General features: G+C 64.6%; 17 protein-coding genes. 10 read left to right on the top strand and 7 right to left on the bottom strand.

Annotated elements, in window-relative coordinates:
* Positions 1-51: 51 nt before the first annotated feature.
* Complete coding sequence (locus VIQ49_RS08340; RefSeq protein WP_331883085.1) at positions 52-741, bottom strand: class I SAM-dependent methyltransferase; 690 nt, start codon at positions 739-741, stop codon at positions 52-54.
* Positions 742-782: 41 nt separating this feature from the next.
* Here VIQ49_RS08340 and VIQ49_RS08335 point away from each other — a divergent pair, with 41 nt between their 5' ends.
* Together VIQ49_RS08335 and VIQ49_RS08330 are read left to right on the top strand one after the other, a co-directional pair.
* On the top strand, positions 783-1,751 hold the full coding sequence (locus VIQ49_RS08335; protein ID WP_331883082.1) for an NADPH:quinone oxidoreductase family protein: 969 nt from the start codon (positions 783-785) through the stop codon (positions 1,749-1,751).
* A 29-nt stretch (positions 1,752-1,780) separates the two neighbouring features.
* On the top strand, positions 1,781-2,062 hold the full coding sequence (locus VIQ49_RS08330) for a DUF2277 domain-containing protein (protein WP_331883080.1): 282 nt from the start codon (positions 1,781-1,783) through the stop codon (positions 2,060-2,062).
* Here the strand turns inward: VIQ49_RS08330 and VIQ49_RS08325 are convergent.
* The 3 genes from VIQ49_RS08325 to VIQ49_RS08315 form a co-directional block, all read right to left on the bottom strand.
* Positions 2,059-2,976 carry an amidohydrolase family protein gene (locus tag VIQ49_RS08325; protein ID WP_331883078.1) on the bottom strand — a complete coding sequence of 306 codons (918 nt, stop codon included), beginning with the start codon at positions 2,974-2,976 and terminating at the stop codon, positions 2,059-2,061. The two genes, VIQ49_RS08330 and VIQ49_RS08325, sit on opposite strands and share 4 nt — an antisense overlap.
* 202 nt (positions 2,977-3,178) lie before the next feature.
* Positions 3,179-4,396, bottom strand: coding sequence for an HNH endonuclease signature motif containing protein (locus VIQ49_RS08320; RefSeq protein WP_331883076.1), 1,218 nt, complete (start codon positions 4,394-4,396; stop codon positions 3,179-3,181).
* 224 nt (positions 4,397-4,620) lie between these two features.
* Positions 4,621-5,601: a phytanoyl-CoA dioxygenase family protein gene (locus VIQ49_RS08315; RefSeq protein ID WP_331883097.1), complete on the bottom strand. Its 981-nt coding sequence runs from the start codon at positions 5,599-5,601 to the stop codon at positions 4,621-4,623.
* Positions 5,602-5,764: 163 nt separating this feature from the next.
* Here VIQ49_RS08315 and VIQ49_RS08310 point away from each other — a divergent pair, with 163 nt between their 5' ends.
* A complete protein-coding gene (locus VIQ49_RS08310) occupies positions 5,765-7,417 on the top strand; it encodes a DNA repair helicase XPB (RefSeq protein WP_331883074.1) in 1,653 nt (550 codons plus the stop codon).
* A 12-nt stretch (positions 7,418-7,429) separates the two neighbouring features.
* Here VIQ49_RS08310 and VIQ49_RS08305 read toward each other — a convergent pair whose 3' ends face one another.
* Positions 7,430-8,245 carry an LppU/SCO3897 family protein gene (locus VIQ49_RS08305; RefSeq protein ID WP_331883071.1) on the bottom strand — a complete coding sequence of 272 codons (816 nt, stop codon included), beginning with the start codon at positions 8,243-8,245 and terminating at the stop codon, positions 7,430-7,432.
* Between the two features lie 145 nt (positions 8,246-8,390).
* Here VIQ49_RS08305 and VIQ49_RS08300 point away from each other — a divergent pair, with 145 nt between their 5' ends.
* Together VIQ49_RS08300 and VIQ49_RS08295 are read left to right on the top strand one after the other, a co-directional pair.
* Positions 8,391-9,548: a pyridoxal phosphate-dependent aminotransferase gene (locus VIQ49_RS08300; protein WP_331883068.1), complete on the top strand. Its 1,158-nt coding sequence runs from the start codon at positions 8,391-8,393 to the stop codon at positions 9,546-9,548.
* A gap of 62 nt (positions 9,549-9,610) precedes the next feature.
* Positions 9,611-10,636, top strand: a complete 1,026-nt coding sequence (locus tag VIQ49_RS08295; RefSeq protein WP_331883065.1) for a zinc-binding dehydrogenase — start codon at positions 9,611-9,613, stop codon at positions 10,634-10,636.
* Positions 10,637-10,649: 13 nt separating this feature from the next.
* Here VIQ49_RS08295 and VIQ49_RS08290 read toward each other — a convergent pair whose 3' ends face one another.
* Complete coding sequence (locus VIQ49_RS08290) at positions 10,650-11,660, bottom strand: hemolysin family protein (protein WP_331883063.1); 1,011 nt, start codon at positions 11,658-11,660, stop codon at positions 10,650-10,652.
* Positions 11,657-13,015, bottom strand: a complete 1,359-nt coding sequence (locus VIQ49_RS08285; RefSeq protein WP_331883060.1) for a hemolysin family protein — start codon at positions 13,013-13,015, stop codon at positions 11,657-11,659. Before VIQ49_RS08285 ends, VIQ49_RS08290 begins: the two co-directional genes overlap by 4 nt.
* Before the next feature lie 212 nt (positions 13,016-13,227).
* On the opposite strand from VIQ49_RS08285, the gene VIQ49_RS08280 reads away from it, so the two are divergent.
* From VIQ49_RS08280 to VIQ49_RS08260, 5 genes are all read left to right on the top strand, one after another.
* A complete protein-coding gene (locus VIQ49_RS08280) occupies positions 13,228-13,866 on the top strand; it encodes an alpha-ketoglutarate-dependent dioxygenase AlkB (protein WP_331883057.1) in 639 nt (212 codons plus the stop codon).
* 354 nt (positions 13,867-14,220) lie between these two features.
* Positions 14,221-15,576 (top strand): 8-oxoguanine deaminase, encoded by a 1,356-nt coding sequence (locus tag VIQ49_RS08275; protein ID WP_331883055.1) that lies wholly within the window; start codon positions 14,221-14,223, stop codon positions 15,574-15,576.
* 87 nt (positions 15,577-15,663) lie between these two features.
* Entirely contained in the window at positions 15,664-16,695 is a 1,032-nt protein-coding gene (locus VIQ49_RS08270; RefSeq protein ID WP_331883052.1) for an ABC transporter substrate-binding protein, read from the top strand.
* 11 nt (positions 16,696-16,706) lie between these two features.
* Positions 16,707-17,534, top strand: a complete 828-nt coding sequence (locus VIQ49_RS08265; RefSeq protein WP_331883049.1) for a Rieske (2Fe-2S) protein — start codon at positions 16,707-16,709, stop codon at positions 17,532-17,534.
* A complete protein-coding gene (locus VIQ49_RS08260; RefSeq protein ID WP_331883046.1) occupies positions 17,531-18,130 on the top strand; it encodes a glutathione S-transferase family protein in 600 nt (199 codons plus the stop codon). Before VIQ49_RS08265 ends, VIQ49_RS08260 begins: the two co-directional genes overlap by 4 nt.
* Positions 18,131-18,148: the final 18 nt, after the last annotated feature.

Raw genomic sequence — 18,148 nt, 5'->3', positions numbered from 1 at the left:
CCGCCGATCGGCGGTGGCCGGCGTCCGTCGTCGATCAAGATCCGGCGCTGGTCAGAACAGTGGTTCGCCCGGCACCCCGGCGTCGCGCCGCAGCACCCGTAGTGATCCCTGGACGCCGACCTCGGTGAACTGTCCTGTTGCCAAGGCCTTTTCGTAGATCTCGAACGGCGGACGTCCCCCGTCGGCCGGATCGGGGAATACGTCGTGGATCAGCAGGGCGCCGCCGAGGCGGACCCAGGGCGCCCATCCGGCCAGATCGTTCTGTGCGGCCTCGCTGCTGTGCCCACCGTCGATGAACACGAAGTCGGCCGGGCGGCCCCAGATACGGGCCGCTGCCGTGGACGTCGCGAGAAGACCGATCACGGTGCCTTCGAGTCCGGCATCCCAGATCGTCCTGCGGAATCGGGCGGAGGTGTCGAGCGTCCCGGTGTGAGGGTCGACCAGCGTGGTGTCGTGATACTCCCAGCCGGGCTGGTGTTCTTCGGAACCGCGGTGATGGTCGATGGTGGTGATCGTCGCGCCGAGGGGCTGTGCGGCGGCGCCGAGGAACACGGTGGACTTTCCGCAGTAGGTACCGATCTCGACGCCGATTCCCACCGCATCAGGCGCTGACAGATACTGCTGCGCAACCCGATACAGGGCAATCGCCTCATCGATCTCCATGAAACCGGGGGCGTCCTTGGCCACCTGTAGTTGGAGCTCGCTGGGCTGATCATTGTGCGTCTTGGGTACAGAGGTCATATCAGTGATCCTATCGGCGTCCCCGCGTAGGGTTGGGCGTTATGAAGGCTCAGATACTCAACGAAGAGACCGGTCCGAGCGGGTTGACCCTGACGGAGGTTCCCGACCCAGTGCCCGCGGACAATCAGCTGCTCATCGACGTGAAGTCGTGCGGAATTTGCTTTCCCGATCTGCTGATGAGTCAGGGCAAATACCAGCTGCGGATTCCGACTCCGTTCACCCCCGGCACCGAGGTGGCCGGCGTGGTGGCTCAGGCGCCGGACGGTTCCGCCTACTCCGTTGGTGATCGGGTACAGGTCATGTCGGTCGTGGGTGGATTTGCCGAACAGGTGGTCGCCACCGACGAGCAGCTGCTTCCGATCCCGCCGGAATTGACCTTCGACGAAGGCGCCGCGATGGGCATCAACCTGCAGACAGCGATCTTTGCATTGAAGACGCGGGCGAACCTGCAACCAGGTGAGACCGTCGGTGTGCTCGGCAGTGCCGGTGGTGTCGGTGTCGCCACCATCCAGGTGGCAAAGGCGATGGGAGCGAAGGTCATCGCGATCGTGCACCGCAAGGGTGCCGAGGAGTTGCTGAAGAGTGTGGGCGCCGACGAGGTCGTTCAGCTCGAAGATGGCTGGGCCACGAAAATCAAGGAACTCACCGGAAACGGCGTGGACGTCCTGATCGATCCGGTCGGCGGTGAGGTGTTCGACGAGGCGTTGCGCCAGGTGGCCCCTGACGGCCGGTTTGTCGTGATCGGTTTTGCCGCGGGCGGGATCCCGACCGTGAAGCTGAACCGGGTCCTGTTCCGCAACATCTCCGTGGTCGGCGCGGCGTGGGGCGAATACGTGCGAACCCATCCGGGCCTGCCTGCCGAGCTGCACAAAGACCTCACAGCGATGGTCGCTGCCGGCATGCGCCCACCCGTGAACCGGACCTACCCATTGGCCGATCTGCCGCAGGCCCTCGAAGATCTGGCGGGCGGCAAGATCTTGGGCAAGGCGGTAGTGAAGATCGCAGAATGATCGAGAATCACAGTTGAGGAGTTGAGCCCATGTGCCGCAACATAACCGAGCTCCGAGGGCTGGAGCCGCCCGCGTCGGCAGTTGAGATCGAAGCGGCGGCGCGACAGTACGTGCGCAAGGTGAGCGGCGTGCAGAAGCCGTCGGCGGCGAGTATCGAGGCGTTCGAGCTCGCCGTCGAACGGGTCACGGCCGCGACCACGGAGTTGCTGCAGGCCCTGCCACCCCGGCGGCAGCCACCCAAGACGGTCCCACCGCTGCGACGTCCTGAGGTTCAGGCCCGGATCGCGGCGCAGGCAGCGCGTCAGAGTTAGGCCACGTGCTCGGGCGTTTCGATACCGAACAGCCGTGCGGCGTTGTGATGCAGCACGCCACGTACCCAGTCGTCTCCGAGTCCGAGGCCGTCGACAGCCGTCAGCGCACTCGTATAGGTGTACGGGATGTTCGGAAAGTCGCTGCCCCACAGAATGCGATCGCCCAGGTCGATCAGCTTCTGCTTCGAACCTTGCGGGAACGGGGCACCTTCTTCGGCAAAGGCGGTGAACGCCATGGTCGTGTCGAGGTGGACGTTGCCGTACTTGCCGGCGAGTTCGAGGAAGTCGTCGTATTCGGGCATGCCCATGTGGGCGATGATCAGTGGCAGGCGCGGAAAGCGTTGCAGTAGTCGGGCGATGGGTTCTGGGCCGGTATACGTGCCCGGGGCCGGACCGGACCCGCAGTGGATCACCACAGGCGTCGCGGCGTCCGAGATGGTGCCCCAGACATCGTCGAGTAGCGGGTCGACCGGACTGTAGTCGCCCACCTGGATATGCGACTTGAACACCGCGGCACCGGATTCGATGGCATCGGCAACGTACTGCGGCGCCGATTCCTCCGGGTAGAACGTGGCAGTGTGCAGGCAGTCCGGGGTGCGCGCCGAGAATTCGGCGGACCAGCTGTTGAGCCAGGCACCCATGTCCGGTTTGTGCGGATAGATCATCGACGTGAACGCCCGGACCCCGAACTCTCGCAGGGTCTCGATCCGCTGATCTTCATCGGCCCGGTAGGTGATGGGCCATTCGCGCCCGACCAGCGGTCCCACCGAATCGAAGTACGCCCACACCTTGTCCATGACCGGCTTGGGCATGAAGTGGGTGTGCACGTCGATGAGACCAGGCAGATCGAGCTCCTGCCACACCGAACGAACAGCTTGCGCCTCTTCTACCGACAGAGTCTCTGATCCGCACACAGACTTCACCGTACCGATGGACGCAAGTGGCGAACTGAGGCCGGGGTCTGTAGCGCCGAGTGGTGCTGCCGCCGCAGCCCGTCTGGGCGGCAGCACCACGACTTTCACACTGTGGAGTTGTCAATTTTCGTGCGCGGTCCCGACCGAGAGGTCGGGTGCGGCAGGGAAGATCTGGTCTTATCGGTGAATTGGTCGGATCGAATCAGGCTGCGAGGGTGAGGGTTCGCCGGTTGTAGGCCGGTAGTGGTCTTCGCTGCGGGTCGATGTCGGCGGGTGGGATCAGCCAGGGATGTCCGTCGGATCCCATGATCACGTCCCAATCGGTGTTATGCACCGCCATGTGGCAGGTGCGGCACAGCAAACACCCGTTGTCCAGGGTGGTGGCTCCGCCGTCGGCGAAGTGCACGATGTGGTGACAATCGACCCAGGTCACCGAGTCGCCGCACTTCACACAACACTCATCGCGGACAATGATCGCTTTACGCACCAGCCCGGTGAACAATCTCTTGGGCGGACTCAGATCAATCGGCACTTGTTCACCGTCGAGGGTGACCGAGGTGATCGACGAATCACACGCCAACACTTCGGCAGTTGCTGCGGTGATCGGCCCCATCCACCGCAACAACGACGCCTCTGGATGATCGGCGGGCACGGTCACAAACACCTCGGTCCGCGGCGCCGACACCACGTCCTGCCCGCCACCACCGCAATCCAATAGTTGATGCAGCGCATCAGCGCGGCGCTGGGTGGGGGTGCGGGCATCGTCGCTGCCGTCGGGTTCGGGGCGGGGTTTGGACCAGGAATCCAAGGCGGAGAACAGTTTTTCACCGATCACCGCATCCACGTCGAACCTGCCGACGCAGCGACCCTCGGGATTGACGGCATAGTCCAGACTGTTCGATGAGCGGTCTTCGGCCGGCGGCAGGCCGCCGGACTCGTGGGCGACCTCGTTCCCCACCGCGCGTGCGACCGCACTGATCTCCGACGGTGGTGACCCAGAGATGGCGTGGCTCAACAGTGTCCGCTCGAACTCCACCCGCTGCCCATCGGTCACCGGACTCTCGGACCGGTCGACGATGTGCCCAACACCCTTCACCACCGCGTCCACATGTTCGCAGGACACGAACCCGTCCCGCGAATACCCCGCGGTACGATCCAAACCAGATAATCCTGAACCGATGCGGATCCACCGATACGCCGCACCCGGCGCAGCGCCGTTGGCCTGCAACAACTTTGCTGTCGTCGACCCCGCTTTACGCGCGATACCTGATTGATCGATCACCGCCGCACACACCGCAAGCTGATGCTCAGCCGCGTTACGCACGGTGATCAGGTCTTTGGTCATGGCCAGCAGATCACCAGGATCATCGGGGATGACCAGGTCGACCAGAGCGTCGACCACATCGAGAAGACGCAACACAGAACACCCTCCAGGCAGAAAAACAGCAGGAAAGCTGACCAATTCTCTGGGGGAAGGTGGTGTAACGCGACTCGTCATATCCATTCGGTCAACTGTGTCCAGGCTACCGGATCGAACAGACGCTCGCAACCCCCTCTCGGGAACCAATCAAACTGCCGCGCAACAGGTTCCGAGACTTCCCGAAGCAGCACGAGAGTGACCATCGAACGCCCATTCAAACGGTATCAGCTACGTCCGACAGAGGCGTTCTGCCACCGGACCTGCTGGCGCTGCGGATCCATCACTTCGTTGGCCAGGTATTGCGGTCGCGGGGACGCGGATGCGAATGGCCTGACCAACGCATTCGCGCGGCTGTTGAAGACCACAAACAGGTTGCTCCGCGGGAACGGCGTGATGTTCCCGGCAGAGGCATGAAGGCAGTTCGAGTCGAAGTACAGCACCGAACCCGCCGGCCCGGTCACCGTGTCGATGCCGTACTTTTCGGCCATCTGTGTCACCTGCGCTTCATCAGGTGTGCCCACAGGCGGCCGATACGACGCCAGGGACTCCGCGTGATAACCGTCCGGGGTCTTCCCGGCACAGCTCATGAAGTGCTTGTGGGAGCCGGGAACGATCATCAACGCACCGTTGTCGCTGCGGTTCGGAGTCAGCGCGAGCGAGACGCTCAGGGCGCGCGGTGCCGGCATGCCGTCTTCCGCGTGCCAGGTCTCGAAATCGGAATGCCAATAGAACGGCCCACCGGCGAAACCCGGCTTGAAGTTGATCCGGCTCTGATGGATGTAGACCTCGTCGTCGAGGATCTGCCGTGCGACATCCACGATCTGCGGCCTCGAGCAGATCTCAGCGACCACATCGCTGAGTTTGTGCACGTCGAAGATCGACCGTATCGAGCCATCCGAACGCTCTCGGATGATCCGGTTGTCATCACCGAGTCGGAGTGTCAGGTGCGCCAGCTCATCGCGGCACGCGTCGATGTCCTCCGAGGTCAGTGCCCCCTCGGCAAGGTGGTAGCCGCGGCCCTCATATCCGCTCAGCGCTCCGGGGGACAGCGGACCGCGATCTCCATCACCCCAGACGGTGGGATGCGGCCGGGGTTCGATACTGCTGACCCCGGTGCCACGAGTTCGATATACGTCGACATCGCGGCCTACCGCAGTCCCGGATCTCGCAGGTGAGATGGTCTGGGACGATGCTTCCCTCGCCATAGAATCGGTCTGCACAAACATGCTCCCTTCCAAGCAGCCGGTCGCCGGATTCTCGGCGGCCAATCATTTGTCGGTCACATCCGCAGGATGCCAGTTGTCCGTTTCTCGATCAAAACGTGCCCGACGTGGCGGGTGTGCCCGGTTCTGAGGACAATGAATCCTTGTGACCGACGGACCCCTGATCGTGCAATCCGACAAAACCCTGCTACTCGAGGTTGACCACCCCCTCGCGGCCGAGGCGCGGGCAGCCATCGCGCCGTTCGCCGAACTCGAACGTGCACCCGAACATGTGCACACCTACCGGGTGACACCGCTGGCGTTGTGGAATGCCCGGGCTGCCGGACACGACGCCGAGCAGGTGGTTGATGCGCTGGTCACGTACTCGCGGTACGCAGTGCCGCAGCCGCTGCTCATGGACGTTGTCGACACCATGGGCCGCTTCGGGCGGCTGCAACTGGTCAAGAGTCCGGTCCATGGACTGACACTGGTCAGCTTCGACCGGGCCGTACTTGTCGAGATCATGCGGAACAAGAAGGTCGCCCCGATGCTCGGCGCCCGGGTCGACGACGACACCGTAATCGTGCATCCGTCCGAGCGCGGACGTCTCAAACAGATCCTCCTCAAGGTCGGCTGGCCGGCCGAGGACCTTGCCGGTTACGTCGATGGCGAGGCCCATGCCATCGAGCTCGACCAGAACGGTTGGGAGCTCCGCGACTACCAGCAGCTCGCCGCCGAGTCGTTCTGGGCCGGCGGATCGGGTGTGGTTGTTCTGCCATGCGGGGCGGGAAAGACGATGGTCGGGGCCGCCGCGATGGCAACCGCGCAGGCCACCACACTGATCCTGGTCACCAACACCGTCGCCGGACGGCAGTGGAAGCGCGAGCTGATCGCCCGCACATCCCTCACGGAAGAAGAGATCGGCGAGTACTCCGGCGAGCGCAAGGAGATCCGCCCGGTCACCATCGCGACGTACCAGGTGATGACCCGTAAGTCGAAGGGCGAGTACCGCAATCTCGACCTGTTCGATTCGCGGGACTGGGGCCTGATCATCTACGACGAGGTCCACCTTCTGCCCGCTCCGGTGTTCCGGATGACCGCCGACCTGCAGTCACGGCGCCGGCTCGGTCTCACCGCGACCCTGGTCCGCGAAGACGGCCGAGAGGGCGATGTGTTCAGCCTCATCGGGCCCAAACGGTACGACGCCCCGTGGAAGGACATCGAGGCGCAGGGCTGGATCGCACCGGCCGAATGCATCGAGGTGCGTGTGACCCTCACCGACAACGAACGCCTCGAATACGCGGTCGCCGAGCCCGAAGAGAAGTACAAACTGTGCTCCACCGCGCACACCAAGATCAACGTCGTGAAGTCGATCCTGGAGCAGCACAAGGACTCTCAGACGCTGATCATCGGTGCCTATCTCGATCAGCTCGATGAACTCGGCGCGGCCCTCGACGCCCCGGTGATCAAGGGATCCACGAAGAACAAGGAGCGCGAAGAGTTGTTCGCGCAGTTCCGCACCGGTGAGATCCAGACGCTCGTCGTTTCGAAGGTCGCCAACTTCTCCATCGATCTACCCGAGGCGTCCGTCGCGGTCCAGGTCTCGGGAACGTTTGGCTCCCGACAGGAAGAGGCCCAGCGTCTGGGCCGGCTCCTGCGGCCGAAGGCCGATGGTGGACAGGCGCACTTCTACTCGGTGGTGTCCCGCGACACCGTCGATGCCGACTACGCCGCCCACCGGCAGCGGTTCCTGGCCGAGCAGGGTTACGCCTACCGGATCACCGACGCCGATGACCTGCTCGGCCCCGCGATCGGCTGATTGCCCGGCCGATCACTCGGTGGGGCTGGCCAGACAGAATCCGATGGGTTCGGGTCGGTCGAACGTGATCGCGTCCGGACAGCCCGGAACGGTGGTCGACTCGACCCTGGTGATGACCTTCACCACTGTGTTGATCTGGCTGCTCCCGACATCGCCGCAGGGAACCTCTTTCATCCCGGTCAGAGACAGCAGCGGGACCTCGTAGCAGCTGCCTTCCTGGAAGTTGGGCACCAGGCACAGCTTTGTCGCGTCTTCGCCTTGTTCGGTGAGCTCGGAATACTGCTCTCCCCCACAGGAGTCCGATGCCGATCCGAGTTTCTCGGCGACGATGAAGTTCAGCGGAGATGTGGTGTCGCAGTCGACGATCTCGAAGTCCACGTCGGTATTGGCGCCGGTGACCCTGACGCAGTCGCCGGCTTCGACGTCGTCGATGTCTTCGGCGAGGACAACCGCCAGCGCCACCACGGCGATGACCCCGGCGACCAGTACCGCCGCGACCACTCCGAGAACCACCCACAGCGTGCGTTTGTTGCGATTCGGGGGTTGCTGGTAGTTGCCATACGGACTAGCGCCGTATTGCGGGACCGCGCCATAAGGCTGGGCACCTGGCTGCGGGTAGACCGGACCTGGCTGCTGGGGATATGGCTGACCGGGTTGCTGGGGATATGGCTGTCCTGGCTGCTGAGGATAGACCGGACCCGGTTGTTGCGGGTAGGCCTGGCCGGGTTGCTGCGGATACATCGGGCCGGGATTCTGCTGCCCATACGGGTTGTCGCCACCGGGACCACCCGGCCCCGGAGCCCCTGGGTACGGACCATGATCTGACACGCGATGCCTCCTGGCGGCTGACGACTCTGAGGTTCAGAGCCTATCCGCTGAACACTGCGGCTCCGAGATGAAACGCAGACGCCCCTGGTGGCCGCTGTAGCGTGGACGGCTGCGGGCACCGGAGATCTTCAGGAGGGCTTCAGACATGCGCATCGTCAAACGGCTACAACCGTTCTCGTCCACGATCTTCGCCGAGATGTCCCAGCTCGCGGTCCAGCATGATGCCATCAATCTCGGGCAGGGCTTCCCCGACACCGATGGCCCGCAGGCCATGCTCATGGCCGCTCAGGACGCGATTGCCACCGGACACAACCAGTACCCTCCGGGCCCGGGTATCCCGGAACTGCGGGCAGCCGTCGCTCGGCATCAACTCCACCACTACGGGCTGCAGTACGACCCGGACACCGAGGTCCTGATCACGGTCGGTGCCACCGAGGCGATCGCCGGCGCAGTTGTGGGCCTGGTCGAACCAGGTTCCGACGTGGTGATGATCGAACCGTACTACGACTGCTACGCCGCGGCCACGGCGATGGCGGGCGCTCACCGGGTCACGGTTCCGCTCGCTGCGGACGGCGACGGTTTCACCCTCGACCGTGACGCGTTGAACCGCGCGATCACCTCCGACACCGCCCTCGTCATCGTCAACACCCCGCACAACCCCACCGGCACAGTTCTTTCCGACGATGATCTGAACGCCATCGCGGCCGCCTGCATCAGCAACGACGTGCTGGTGCTGACCGACGAGGTCTACGAGCACCTGCTGTTCGACAATCGCACGCACACGCCGCTGGCAACCCTACCGGGCATGAAGGAGCGCACGCTGCGTGTCTCGTCGGCCGGCAAGACCTTCAACTGCACCGGGTGGAAGGTCGGATGGATCAGTGGGCCTGCGGAACTCGTTGCCGCAGCCCGCGCCGCCAAGCAGTTCATGAGCTACGTCGGCAGCGGACCGTTCCAGCCGGCGGTCGCCCTCGCGCTCGATACCGAGATGGACTGGGTTCGCGAGTCCGCGGCGCGGCTGGAACGCAGCCGCGATCTCATCACCAGCGCCCTGACCGATGTCGGGTTCGACGTGCACCGCAGCGAGGGCACCTACTTCGTCTGCGCCGATCCCCGTCCGCTCGGCTATCACGACGGTGCGGCGTTCTGCCGCGATCTGCCCGGCCGGATCGGCGTCGCCGCAGTTCCGGTGAGCGCGTTCGTCGATCATCAGGACCAGTGGAGCCACCTGGTCCGGTTCGCATTTGCCAAGCGCGACAACGTCATCGAGCAGGCCGCACAGCGATTGCGCGCTCTGGCCTGACCATCGCCCGGACAGCGGTTCGGGGTTGACTTCATGTCACCTTGAAGTTCTACGGTGGTCCCATGAACGCAACCGCGGTGCATGACCGGCAGACGATGCGAGCGATCGAGGTCCGGGAATTCGGAGATCCGCAGGTACTCCGACTCGTCGACGCCCCCATCCCGTCGCCGAAGCCGGGGCAGGTCCTGATCGAGGTGGCTGTCGCGGACGTGATGTTCCTCGACGTCCGCCTGCGCAGCGGCTGGGGCACCGACTACTTCACGTTGCCCTTGCCCTACGTCCCGGGCGGCGGGGTCGGTGGAACCGTTGTCGGGGTCGCCGACGACGAGGGCATCTCATTGCTCGGTCGACGGGTGATCAGCCGGACCGCCGCGAGCGGAATCGGCCGCGGTCTACCGATCGGCGGCTACGCCGAGTTCGCTCTCGCCGACGCCGGCACGGTGGTACCGGTTCCCGACGAACTCGCACTCGATGTGGCCACGGCCCTGGTTCACGATGGCCGTACTGCCCTGGCGGCCTTTGAAGGCGCCCAGATCCGACCTGGGGAGCGGGTGCTGATCACCGCGGCCGCCGGCGGATTGGGAACGCTGCTGACGCAGCTGTCCACGAGGGCCGGTGCCGAGGTGATCGCGGGCGTGAGCAGCGCGGCGAAAGCAGAGTTGTCCACCGCACTCGGCGCGACGGACGCGGTGCGGTACACCACCGACGACTGGCCGGAACAGGTCCGGCAGATCACCGGGAACGGCGTCGACATGGTGTTCGACGGGACCGGTGGATCCGTCGGAGGAATCGCCGCGGCGACGCTCCGCCCTGGCGGCCGCTTCATCGGGTACGGCTCGGCAGCAGGAACTTTCGCCGATCTCGGCGGCAGTGGCGCGGACGTGTCCGCCACGGCACTGAGTCAGCTGAATGCCGATCCGTACACCGGCGGACAATCGCTTCTGCACCGGGTCATACAGATCGCCGCCTCCGGCGATCTCCGGGTCCAGGTGGGCCAGACCTATGCGCTTGCCGACGCCGCGACGGCCCACACCACCATCGAATCCCGCCGAAGCCTGGGGCGCACCTTGCTGCTCATGACGCCGTGAACCGCCGGCTCCATCAGCCTGTTGCCTCCGCGGGCAGCAGCTTCTCCACGACCTCGCTGAGGGTCAGCAGTCCGCAGGGCTGAGCACCGTCGGTGATCACAGCCAGATGGCTTCGGGTTTCCCGCATCGTCTGTAACGCCTCATAGACCGGGGTAGCCGTGTCGAGCGTCAGCGCCGGCCGCATCAATTCACGCGCGGTGGTGGCCGACGGCACGGTCAGGCTGTCCCGAACATGTACCACGCCTTCGATTCCGGCGCTGCCGCTGACGAGCAGGCGCAGATGTCCGGTGACTGCCCCGGCCGCGCGGATATCGACGGCGGTCGCGCCGACATCGATGGAGCTCGGTTCGGTGTCCAGTTTCACCAGCTCACCGACCGTCAGGTTCTCGAGTTCGAGGGCTACGGCCAACTGGCCGCGATACCGCTCGTCGAGGGTTCCCATCGTCGCCGAGTGTTCCACGAGGTGCCGAAGCGCGTCCGGATCCTGGCCGGTGTCAACTTGATCCACCGGCCGCACCCCGACCTTGACCAGGAGCCAGTTCGCCATCGCGTTCAGGGTCACCAGCAGCGGTCGGGTGAGCCACATGAATGCCCGCATCGGCAAGGCCAGCATGGTTGCGGACTTCTCCGGGTGCGCGATCGCCCAGGACTTCGGGGCCATCTCCCCGACCACGAGATGCAGGAAGGTGACGATAACCAGGGCGAGCACGAATCCCAGGACATCGGCAAGCCACAACGGGGCACCCCAGTCGTCGAACATCGGGGTGAGCCAGTGATGGACGGCCGGTTTGGTCACCGCACCCAAGGCCAGGGTGCAGACCGTGATACCCAGTTGCGAGCCGGCCAGCAGGACCGACAGCTCAGACGAGCTCCGCAACGCCGCCCGGGCTGAACGGCTGTCCGGCGCGGCATCCTCCAGCCGATGTCGGCGGGCTGCGATCAGCGCGAACTCCACGGCGACAAAAAACGCCGACGCCGCGATCAACGCGACGGTGACGATCAGGACGACCCACGGGTTGCTCATCGCCGGATCCCTTCGTCAACCGACAGCGTCACGAAAAGCAGTGCAGGCACATGCTTGTCGATCGACGTCACTTCGGTGACCAGCCTGCGCACCGGAACCCGGTCATCGCTGACCAGATCGGCGGGGTCCGGCTGGAGCTCGATCTCGACGCGATCTCCCACGTCGGGCAGGCCTTCGTACTCGGCGACCACCGCTCCGGCCAGCGTTTCGAAGTCACCGTCGGGCAACCGGTACCCGACGATGCGCTCGACCTCGTCCACGTGCATCCCACCGGGCATCGTCCAGCCCTCTTCGGCGTTGCCCTCCACATCGGCGTTGCCGTCGGGGTCGTGCTCATCGGCGATCTCACCGACCAACTCCTCCGCGATGTCCTCGACGGTGATGACTCCGGCGAATCCACCGTATTCGTCGACGATCAGAGCCATCGAATCGGAGTTCTCGGTCATGTTGGCAAGTACCTGCGGCAGCGGCAGGGTCGTCGGTACCACCACTGCAGGGCGCGCGCGGGACAACGCGGTACCAGAGGTCGAGTCCGCGAGCAGGTCGTGCAGGTGGATCACACCCAGCAAGTCATCGGACGTCGCGCCGATCACCGGGTACCGGGTGTGCCCGGTACCCATCAGCGCCACCACGTCGGCCGCGGGGAGGTCGGCATGCACCGTCCCCACCATCGACCGCGGGATCATCGCGTGTTCGGCTGTACGAGTCGGGAAGTCGAGAATCCGGTCGAGCAAGGTCGACAACTCGGGAGGCAGTTCTCCGGCGTCGCGCGAGTGGGCGACGATGTGCTCGAGATCGCGCGCGGTCGCCGAGTGTTCGACGTCGTGCACCGGCTCGATACGCAGCGCCCGCAGCAGGAGGTTCGATGACTGGTCGAACAACCAGATCAGCCAGCCGAACAGGCGCAGATACAGCGTTGTCGACATGGCGAGCCATCGGGCAACGGGCTCGGGGCGTGCGATGGCGAGGTTCTTCGGGAACAGTTCACCGAACAGCATCTGCACCAGGGTCGAGAAGCCGACGGCGATGATCGCACCGATCGCGATTCCGGCAGCGGTCGGGATGCCCACACCGCCGAGCAACTCACCGAGGCCTTTGCCGAGGAGGGGTTCGGCGACGTAGCCGACGAGCAGACCGGTGACGGTGATTCCAAGCTGAGCCCCGGAAAGCATGAACGACGTGCGCCGGGTGACGGCGAGCGCTCGAGCGGCTCCCCGGTCACCGGCCTCGGCGCGCGCCTTCAGACGCGACCGGTCGACCGACATATATGCGAACTCTTGGGCAACAAAATAGCCGGTGAGCGCGGTGATGAGGAGGATTACAAGTACACCGAAACCGATGGACACGAGTGTCAACGCGGGGTCGACCCCGCTACGGTCGTCGGGTCGTTGTCGAAGGGTTTATCAGTGCGCGGTGCGCTGGCCATGGCTCTTTCTGCTGGTGATGCGGGTCGCTACCACCGCACCGACCGGCACGGATGGTAATGGGTTCGTAAACTGTGTTGCGCTATAGAGTACAGGACGACAGATCAATCGCACATGTGTTCTAGTCACGCTATGGTCGACCCATGAGTCCCGGACGTCAGGTGTCGCTGTTCGAGGACCTCGGCGACACGTCCACCCCCGCCGCGCTGAATCCGCTGGCGGGTCGTACGGTCCGCCGCGAGCTCACCGATGGCGCCTGGGTCGACCTGCGACCGGGTTGGGTCACCGGTGCCGACGAGCTCTTCGACCGACTGAGCGCCGATGTTCCGTGGCGCGCCGAGAAGAGGCAGATGTACGACCGCGTCCTCGAGGTGCCGCGGCTGGTCCGCCACTACCTCGATGCCGGCGACACCCCGCACCCGCTGGTCGACACCTGCCGCGACGCCCTCACCGACTACTACCGCGCGGAGCTGCCGGAGGGGTTCGCATCGGCTGGATTGTGCTTGTACCGCAACGGAAATGACAGTGTCGCCTGGCACGGTGACACGATCGGCCGGGGCAAATCCGAGGACACCATGGTCGCGATCCTCTCACTCGGCTCACCGCGGCCACTGACCCTCCGCCCGGTCGGCGGGGGTCAGTCACTGCGATTCACGCTCGGCCACGGCGACCTACTGGTGATGGGCGGCAGCTGTCAGCGCACCTGGCAGCACGCGGTCCCCAAGACCACCGGTGTCGGCCCGCGCGTGAGTGTGCAGTTCCGTCCCCCAGGGGTCTGGTAGCCCACCGAGCGGGCCCAAATCCCCGCCGACCGTGCCCGAATCCCCGCCGAGCGTGCTCTAAACACGGCCGAGCGTGCCGAAATTGCATGCAGCCATGCATCTTTGGCACTGTCGGCGGTCGGTTCGGCACGGTCGGCGGCGGTGCCGGTTACGCAGCGTTAACATCGCCGTTTCGTCCCAGACAAACGGCAACCGTAACTTCAGGAGCTACCGGCGGAGAACGATCGAGCCGGAACAGTCCGCCCGGCTTGCCGGACACGATCTGGAGCTCCCCTCCAGAAGAGGACATTCACCTCCAGTGGTGGGCGCGAGGGCCACCACAGACGAAAGTTGTCTGTCCCACTGGAGGATTGAATGTACGACACGCTTTTTCGCGACATCGGCCACCTCATGCTCGAGCCGGGTAGTGAGACCAGTAATGCCTGGCTCGCGGTCTCGGATGGACGCGTAGCCGCCGTCGGAACTGCAGGAACGGAGCCGGAGGCAGCCGAAACCCGCTCTCTCGGTGGCCGATTGGTGACTCCAGGCCTGATCAACACCCACCATCACATCTATCAGAATCTGACTCGCTCCTATGGTCCGGTGGTGAACGGATCCCTGTTCGACTGGCTGACCGGTCTCTATCCCATCTGGTCGATGCTCGATGAGGAGGCGGTGTACGTCTCGACGTACATCGGGCTCACCGAGCTGCTGCTCGGCGGTTGTACCACCTCCACGGACCACCTCTACGTTCATCCACGTCCAAATCTGATCGACGCCCAGATCCGCGCAGCCGATGACATCGGCTTCCGGTTCTATCCGACGCGTGGTTCGATGTCGTTGTCCGTCAAGGACGGCGGACTTCCGCCGGACAGCGTCACGCAGACCGCAGATGTGATACTCGAGGATTCCGAACGCCTGGTCAAGCGGTACCACGACCCGAAACCCGGAGCGATGATCCGGATCGGCCTCGCGCCGTGCTCCCCCTTCTCCGTCGACGACACTCTCATGCGTGCGACCGCCGAGCTGGCCGAAAAACATGATGTCCGCATGCATACCCACCTCGCCGAGGACACCGATGAGCACACCTTCTGCCTCGAGAAGTACGGCCGTACGCCGGTCGAGCACTTCGAGGATGTGGGCTGGGCCGGACCGCGATCGTGGGTGGCGCACTTCATTTTTCCGAGCGACGTCGAGGCCCGACGACTCGCTACGGCAGGCGTCGGCGTGGCCCACTGCCCGAGTTCCAACATGTTGATCGGCGGCGGCACCGCCAGAGTCCAGACGCTTCGCGAGCACGGCGTGGCCGTCGGCCTCGGTTGTGACGGATCGGCCTCCACCGACCACGCCTCGATGTGGCTGGAAGCTCGAACAGCGCTGCTGCTGGCTAGGTTCCAAGGCGGACCGACTGCGATGACCGCCCGCAACGCTCTCGACATCGCCACCGTCGGCTCGGCACGGTGCCTCGGTTGGGACGACGAACTGGGACAGCTCACGGTGGGCTCTGTCGCGGACCTGGTGGCCTGGCACCTCGACCCGGTATCCCTGGCCGGTGCGCTGTCCGATCCCGTTGAGGCATTGCTCCGCTGCGGTCCCGGCCGCGCCTGGACAACCGTTGTGAACGGCAAAGTCGTTGTCGACGAAGGACAACCGATCTCGGCCGTTCTTCCCGACATGTTGCGCGAACATCGGCGTATCGCCACCCGTATGCAAAAAGCCGTCCTGACCTGACACCGACGTCCCGGTCTCGCCACGAACTCCACGGCACCTACCGCACGTACTCTGCCCCGTCACGCGTCTTCACCACAAGGAGAAACCATGTCCCACTCAGGATTTTCGCTGTCCCGACGGAGTCTACTCAAGGGCGGTCTCGGCCTCGGAGCCATCGCTCTCGGCGGACCCACACTGCTCACAGCCTGCTCGGGATCCTCGACATCGGTGGCAGCCGACGGCACCACCACCATCGACTACCAGCTCAGCTGGTTGCCGACCACCGAACATTCCGGCAGCTGGATCGCCTCGGACACAGGTCTGTACACGAACAACAAACTCAAGGTCGGATTCCTCAACGGCGGGCCCAATGTCAGCCCTGACACCGTGGTGATGTCCGGCAAGGCTGCTGTTGGTGGCAGCAACGCCGATGTGGTGGCCAACGCGATCACGCAGGGCGCCGACCTCAAGGTCTTCGGCACACGATTCCAGAAGAGTCCCTTCTGCATTCTGTCCCTCGCCGAAACACCCATCAATTCTCCCCAGGAGATGATCGGTAAGAAGATCGGGGTCGCTGCGCTCAACGAGACGTCGTTCAACCTGTTGCTGCAGATCAACAACATCGACCCGGACAGCATCGAAGTCGTCCCCGTGCAGTTCGATCCCGCGCCCGTGGTGAACAAGGAAGTAGACGGCCAGGTGGTCTTCGTCATCAACGAGCCCACACAACTCGAGACCAAAGGTATTGCCACAAACACCTTTCTGTTCGCGGACTTCGGCTACGCCGTCTTCTCCGGTGTCTACTTCGCCAAAACCGAGACCGTCGATTCGAATCCCGAGATGCTCGCCGGATTCCTTCGCGCCGAACGACTCGGCTGGGAGGCGAACGTGGCCGATCCCACACTCGGCACCAACCTGACACTCAACGTCTTCGGCAAAGATCAGGGCTTCGACCGCGCACAGCAGTTGCTCGAGTCACAGACCCTGCCGCAGATCATGGTGACACCCGACACCGACGCCGGCGGACTGCTCACCCTGCCGCCGGCACTGATCGAGAAAAACATCGCGACACTGTCCGCGAACGGGATCGATGTGACCGCGGACCAGCTGTTCACCACCAAGATCCTCGACATGATCTGAGTGGTCACACTGTGGCAACCCTGATCCTGAGCGGGGATCTGATGCGGGTTGCCTTCTGCGACTTCATCATCGCGCGCTCCGAGGTGCTCGACGTGGAGGCGGAGGTGACGAAGGCCGGCCCGCAAGAGAAAGGAACCACCGAGATGCTCTCATCCCACCGCGCCGGTGCCTCGGGTTGGGCCCCGGTGGCATTGAGCCGCGACGTGCCCTCCGGTTCGTCGACGGACACAATGCTGCAGGGCCACGCCATCGCGCTGTGGCGGGGAAGCGATGGACTCGTCCACGCCTGGGACGATCGTTGCCCACATCGAGGCATGCGGTTGAGCCTGGGTTTCGTCCGTGAGGATCGGCTCGTATGTCTTTACCACGGTTGGGAATACGGGTCCACGGGAGGATGTCGCCACATACCCGCCCATCCCGACCTCGATCCGCCGAGTTCGGTCCGCGCGGACCGGTACCGCACCGCCGAGCGTTACGGAATGGTGTGGGTGGACGGCCGCTCCGGTACCACCAGGGGCGAGATCGAACCGGCAGCGGACATGCCGCCGGAATACCCTGCGACGCCGGCCTGCTCGGTGTACGTGAACGCGACGCCTCCCCAGATCCTGGAGTGGCTCAGCAACCGGACGGACACCCTGCAACACGCCGACAATCTCGTCCACACCACCGTCGACGGATCCGACATCGTCATCGGCCTCCAGGTCTGCGACGAGGCAACAACCGGGATACACATCTGCGTCGGCGTCGAGGGTGCCGAACCGGACCTCCTGCGCCAGATCATCCTGTGGGCGCAGGAGTTCCGCGACGAGATGAACGCACACGTGGCGGTGGCATCGTGACGGAATTGCGGCTCGACGACTTCGAACTCGACCTCAACTGTTACAAGGTGCGACTCGGGCTGGCGTTGCTCGGTATCGACTACACCAAGGTGCCCGTGAACTGCTATCCGGTGACGTCCGGTTCGGTAGGCGAGGTCCCCGTCCTGCGCCACGGCGACCACACCGTCCGCGGCGCCGAGGAGGCCCTGCGGTATCTGGCGACGGAGTTCGCTCCCGATACCCACTGGGCGCCAGGCAATTCCATGGACGACGTACAACTCACCGATTGGCTCAACTTCAGCGCCGACACATTCGATGCCATCAACGCCGCGCGTGACCTGGCCCTGTACAGCACCGCTCCCCTCGATGAGGCCGCCGCCCGGGCAACGGTCGCGGTACAACACCTCGAGGACCATCTCACGGTTGCGCGAACAGACAACCACTGGGTCACCGGACCACATCCCGGCATCGCCGATATCGCGCTCTTCCCCGGCGCGGCCCTCACCCGGGACATCGGCATCGACCGCGGACGTTATCCGGCGCTGCGATGGTGGCTGCGCCGAATGCAGTCACTGCCCGGTTTCGTCGCGATGCCCGGTATCCCCGTATTCCCCTGACATCCGAGAAGAAAAGGC

It is taken from the genome of Williamsia sp., assembly GCF_036566845.1.
In the GTDB taxonomy this organism is placed as follows: domain Bacteria; phylum Actinomycetota; class Actinomycetes; order Mycobacteriales; family Mycobacteriaceae; genus Williamsia.
The sequence above is the reverse complement of the archived record's forward strand: the minus strand, read 5'-3'. Positions and strand labels throughout refer to the sequence as shown.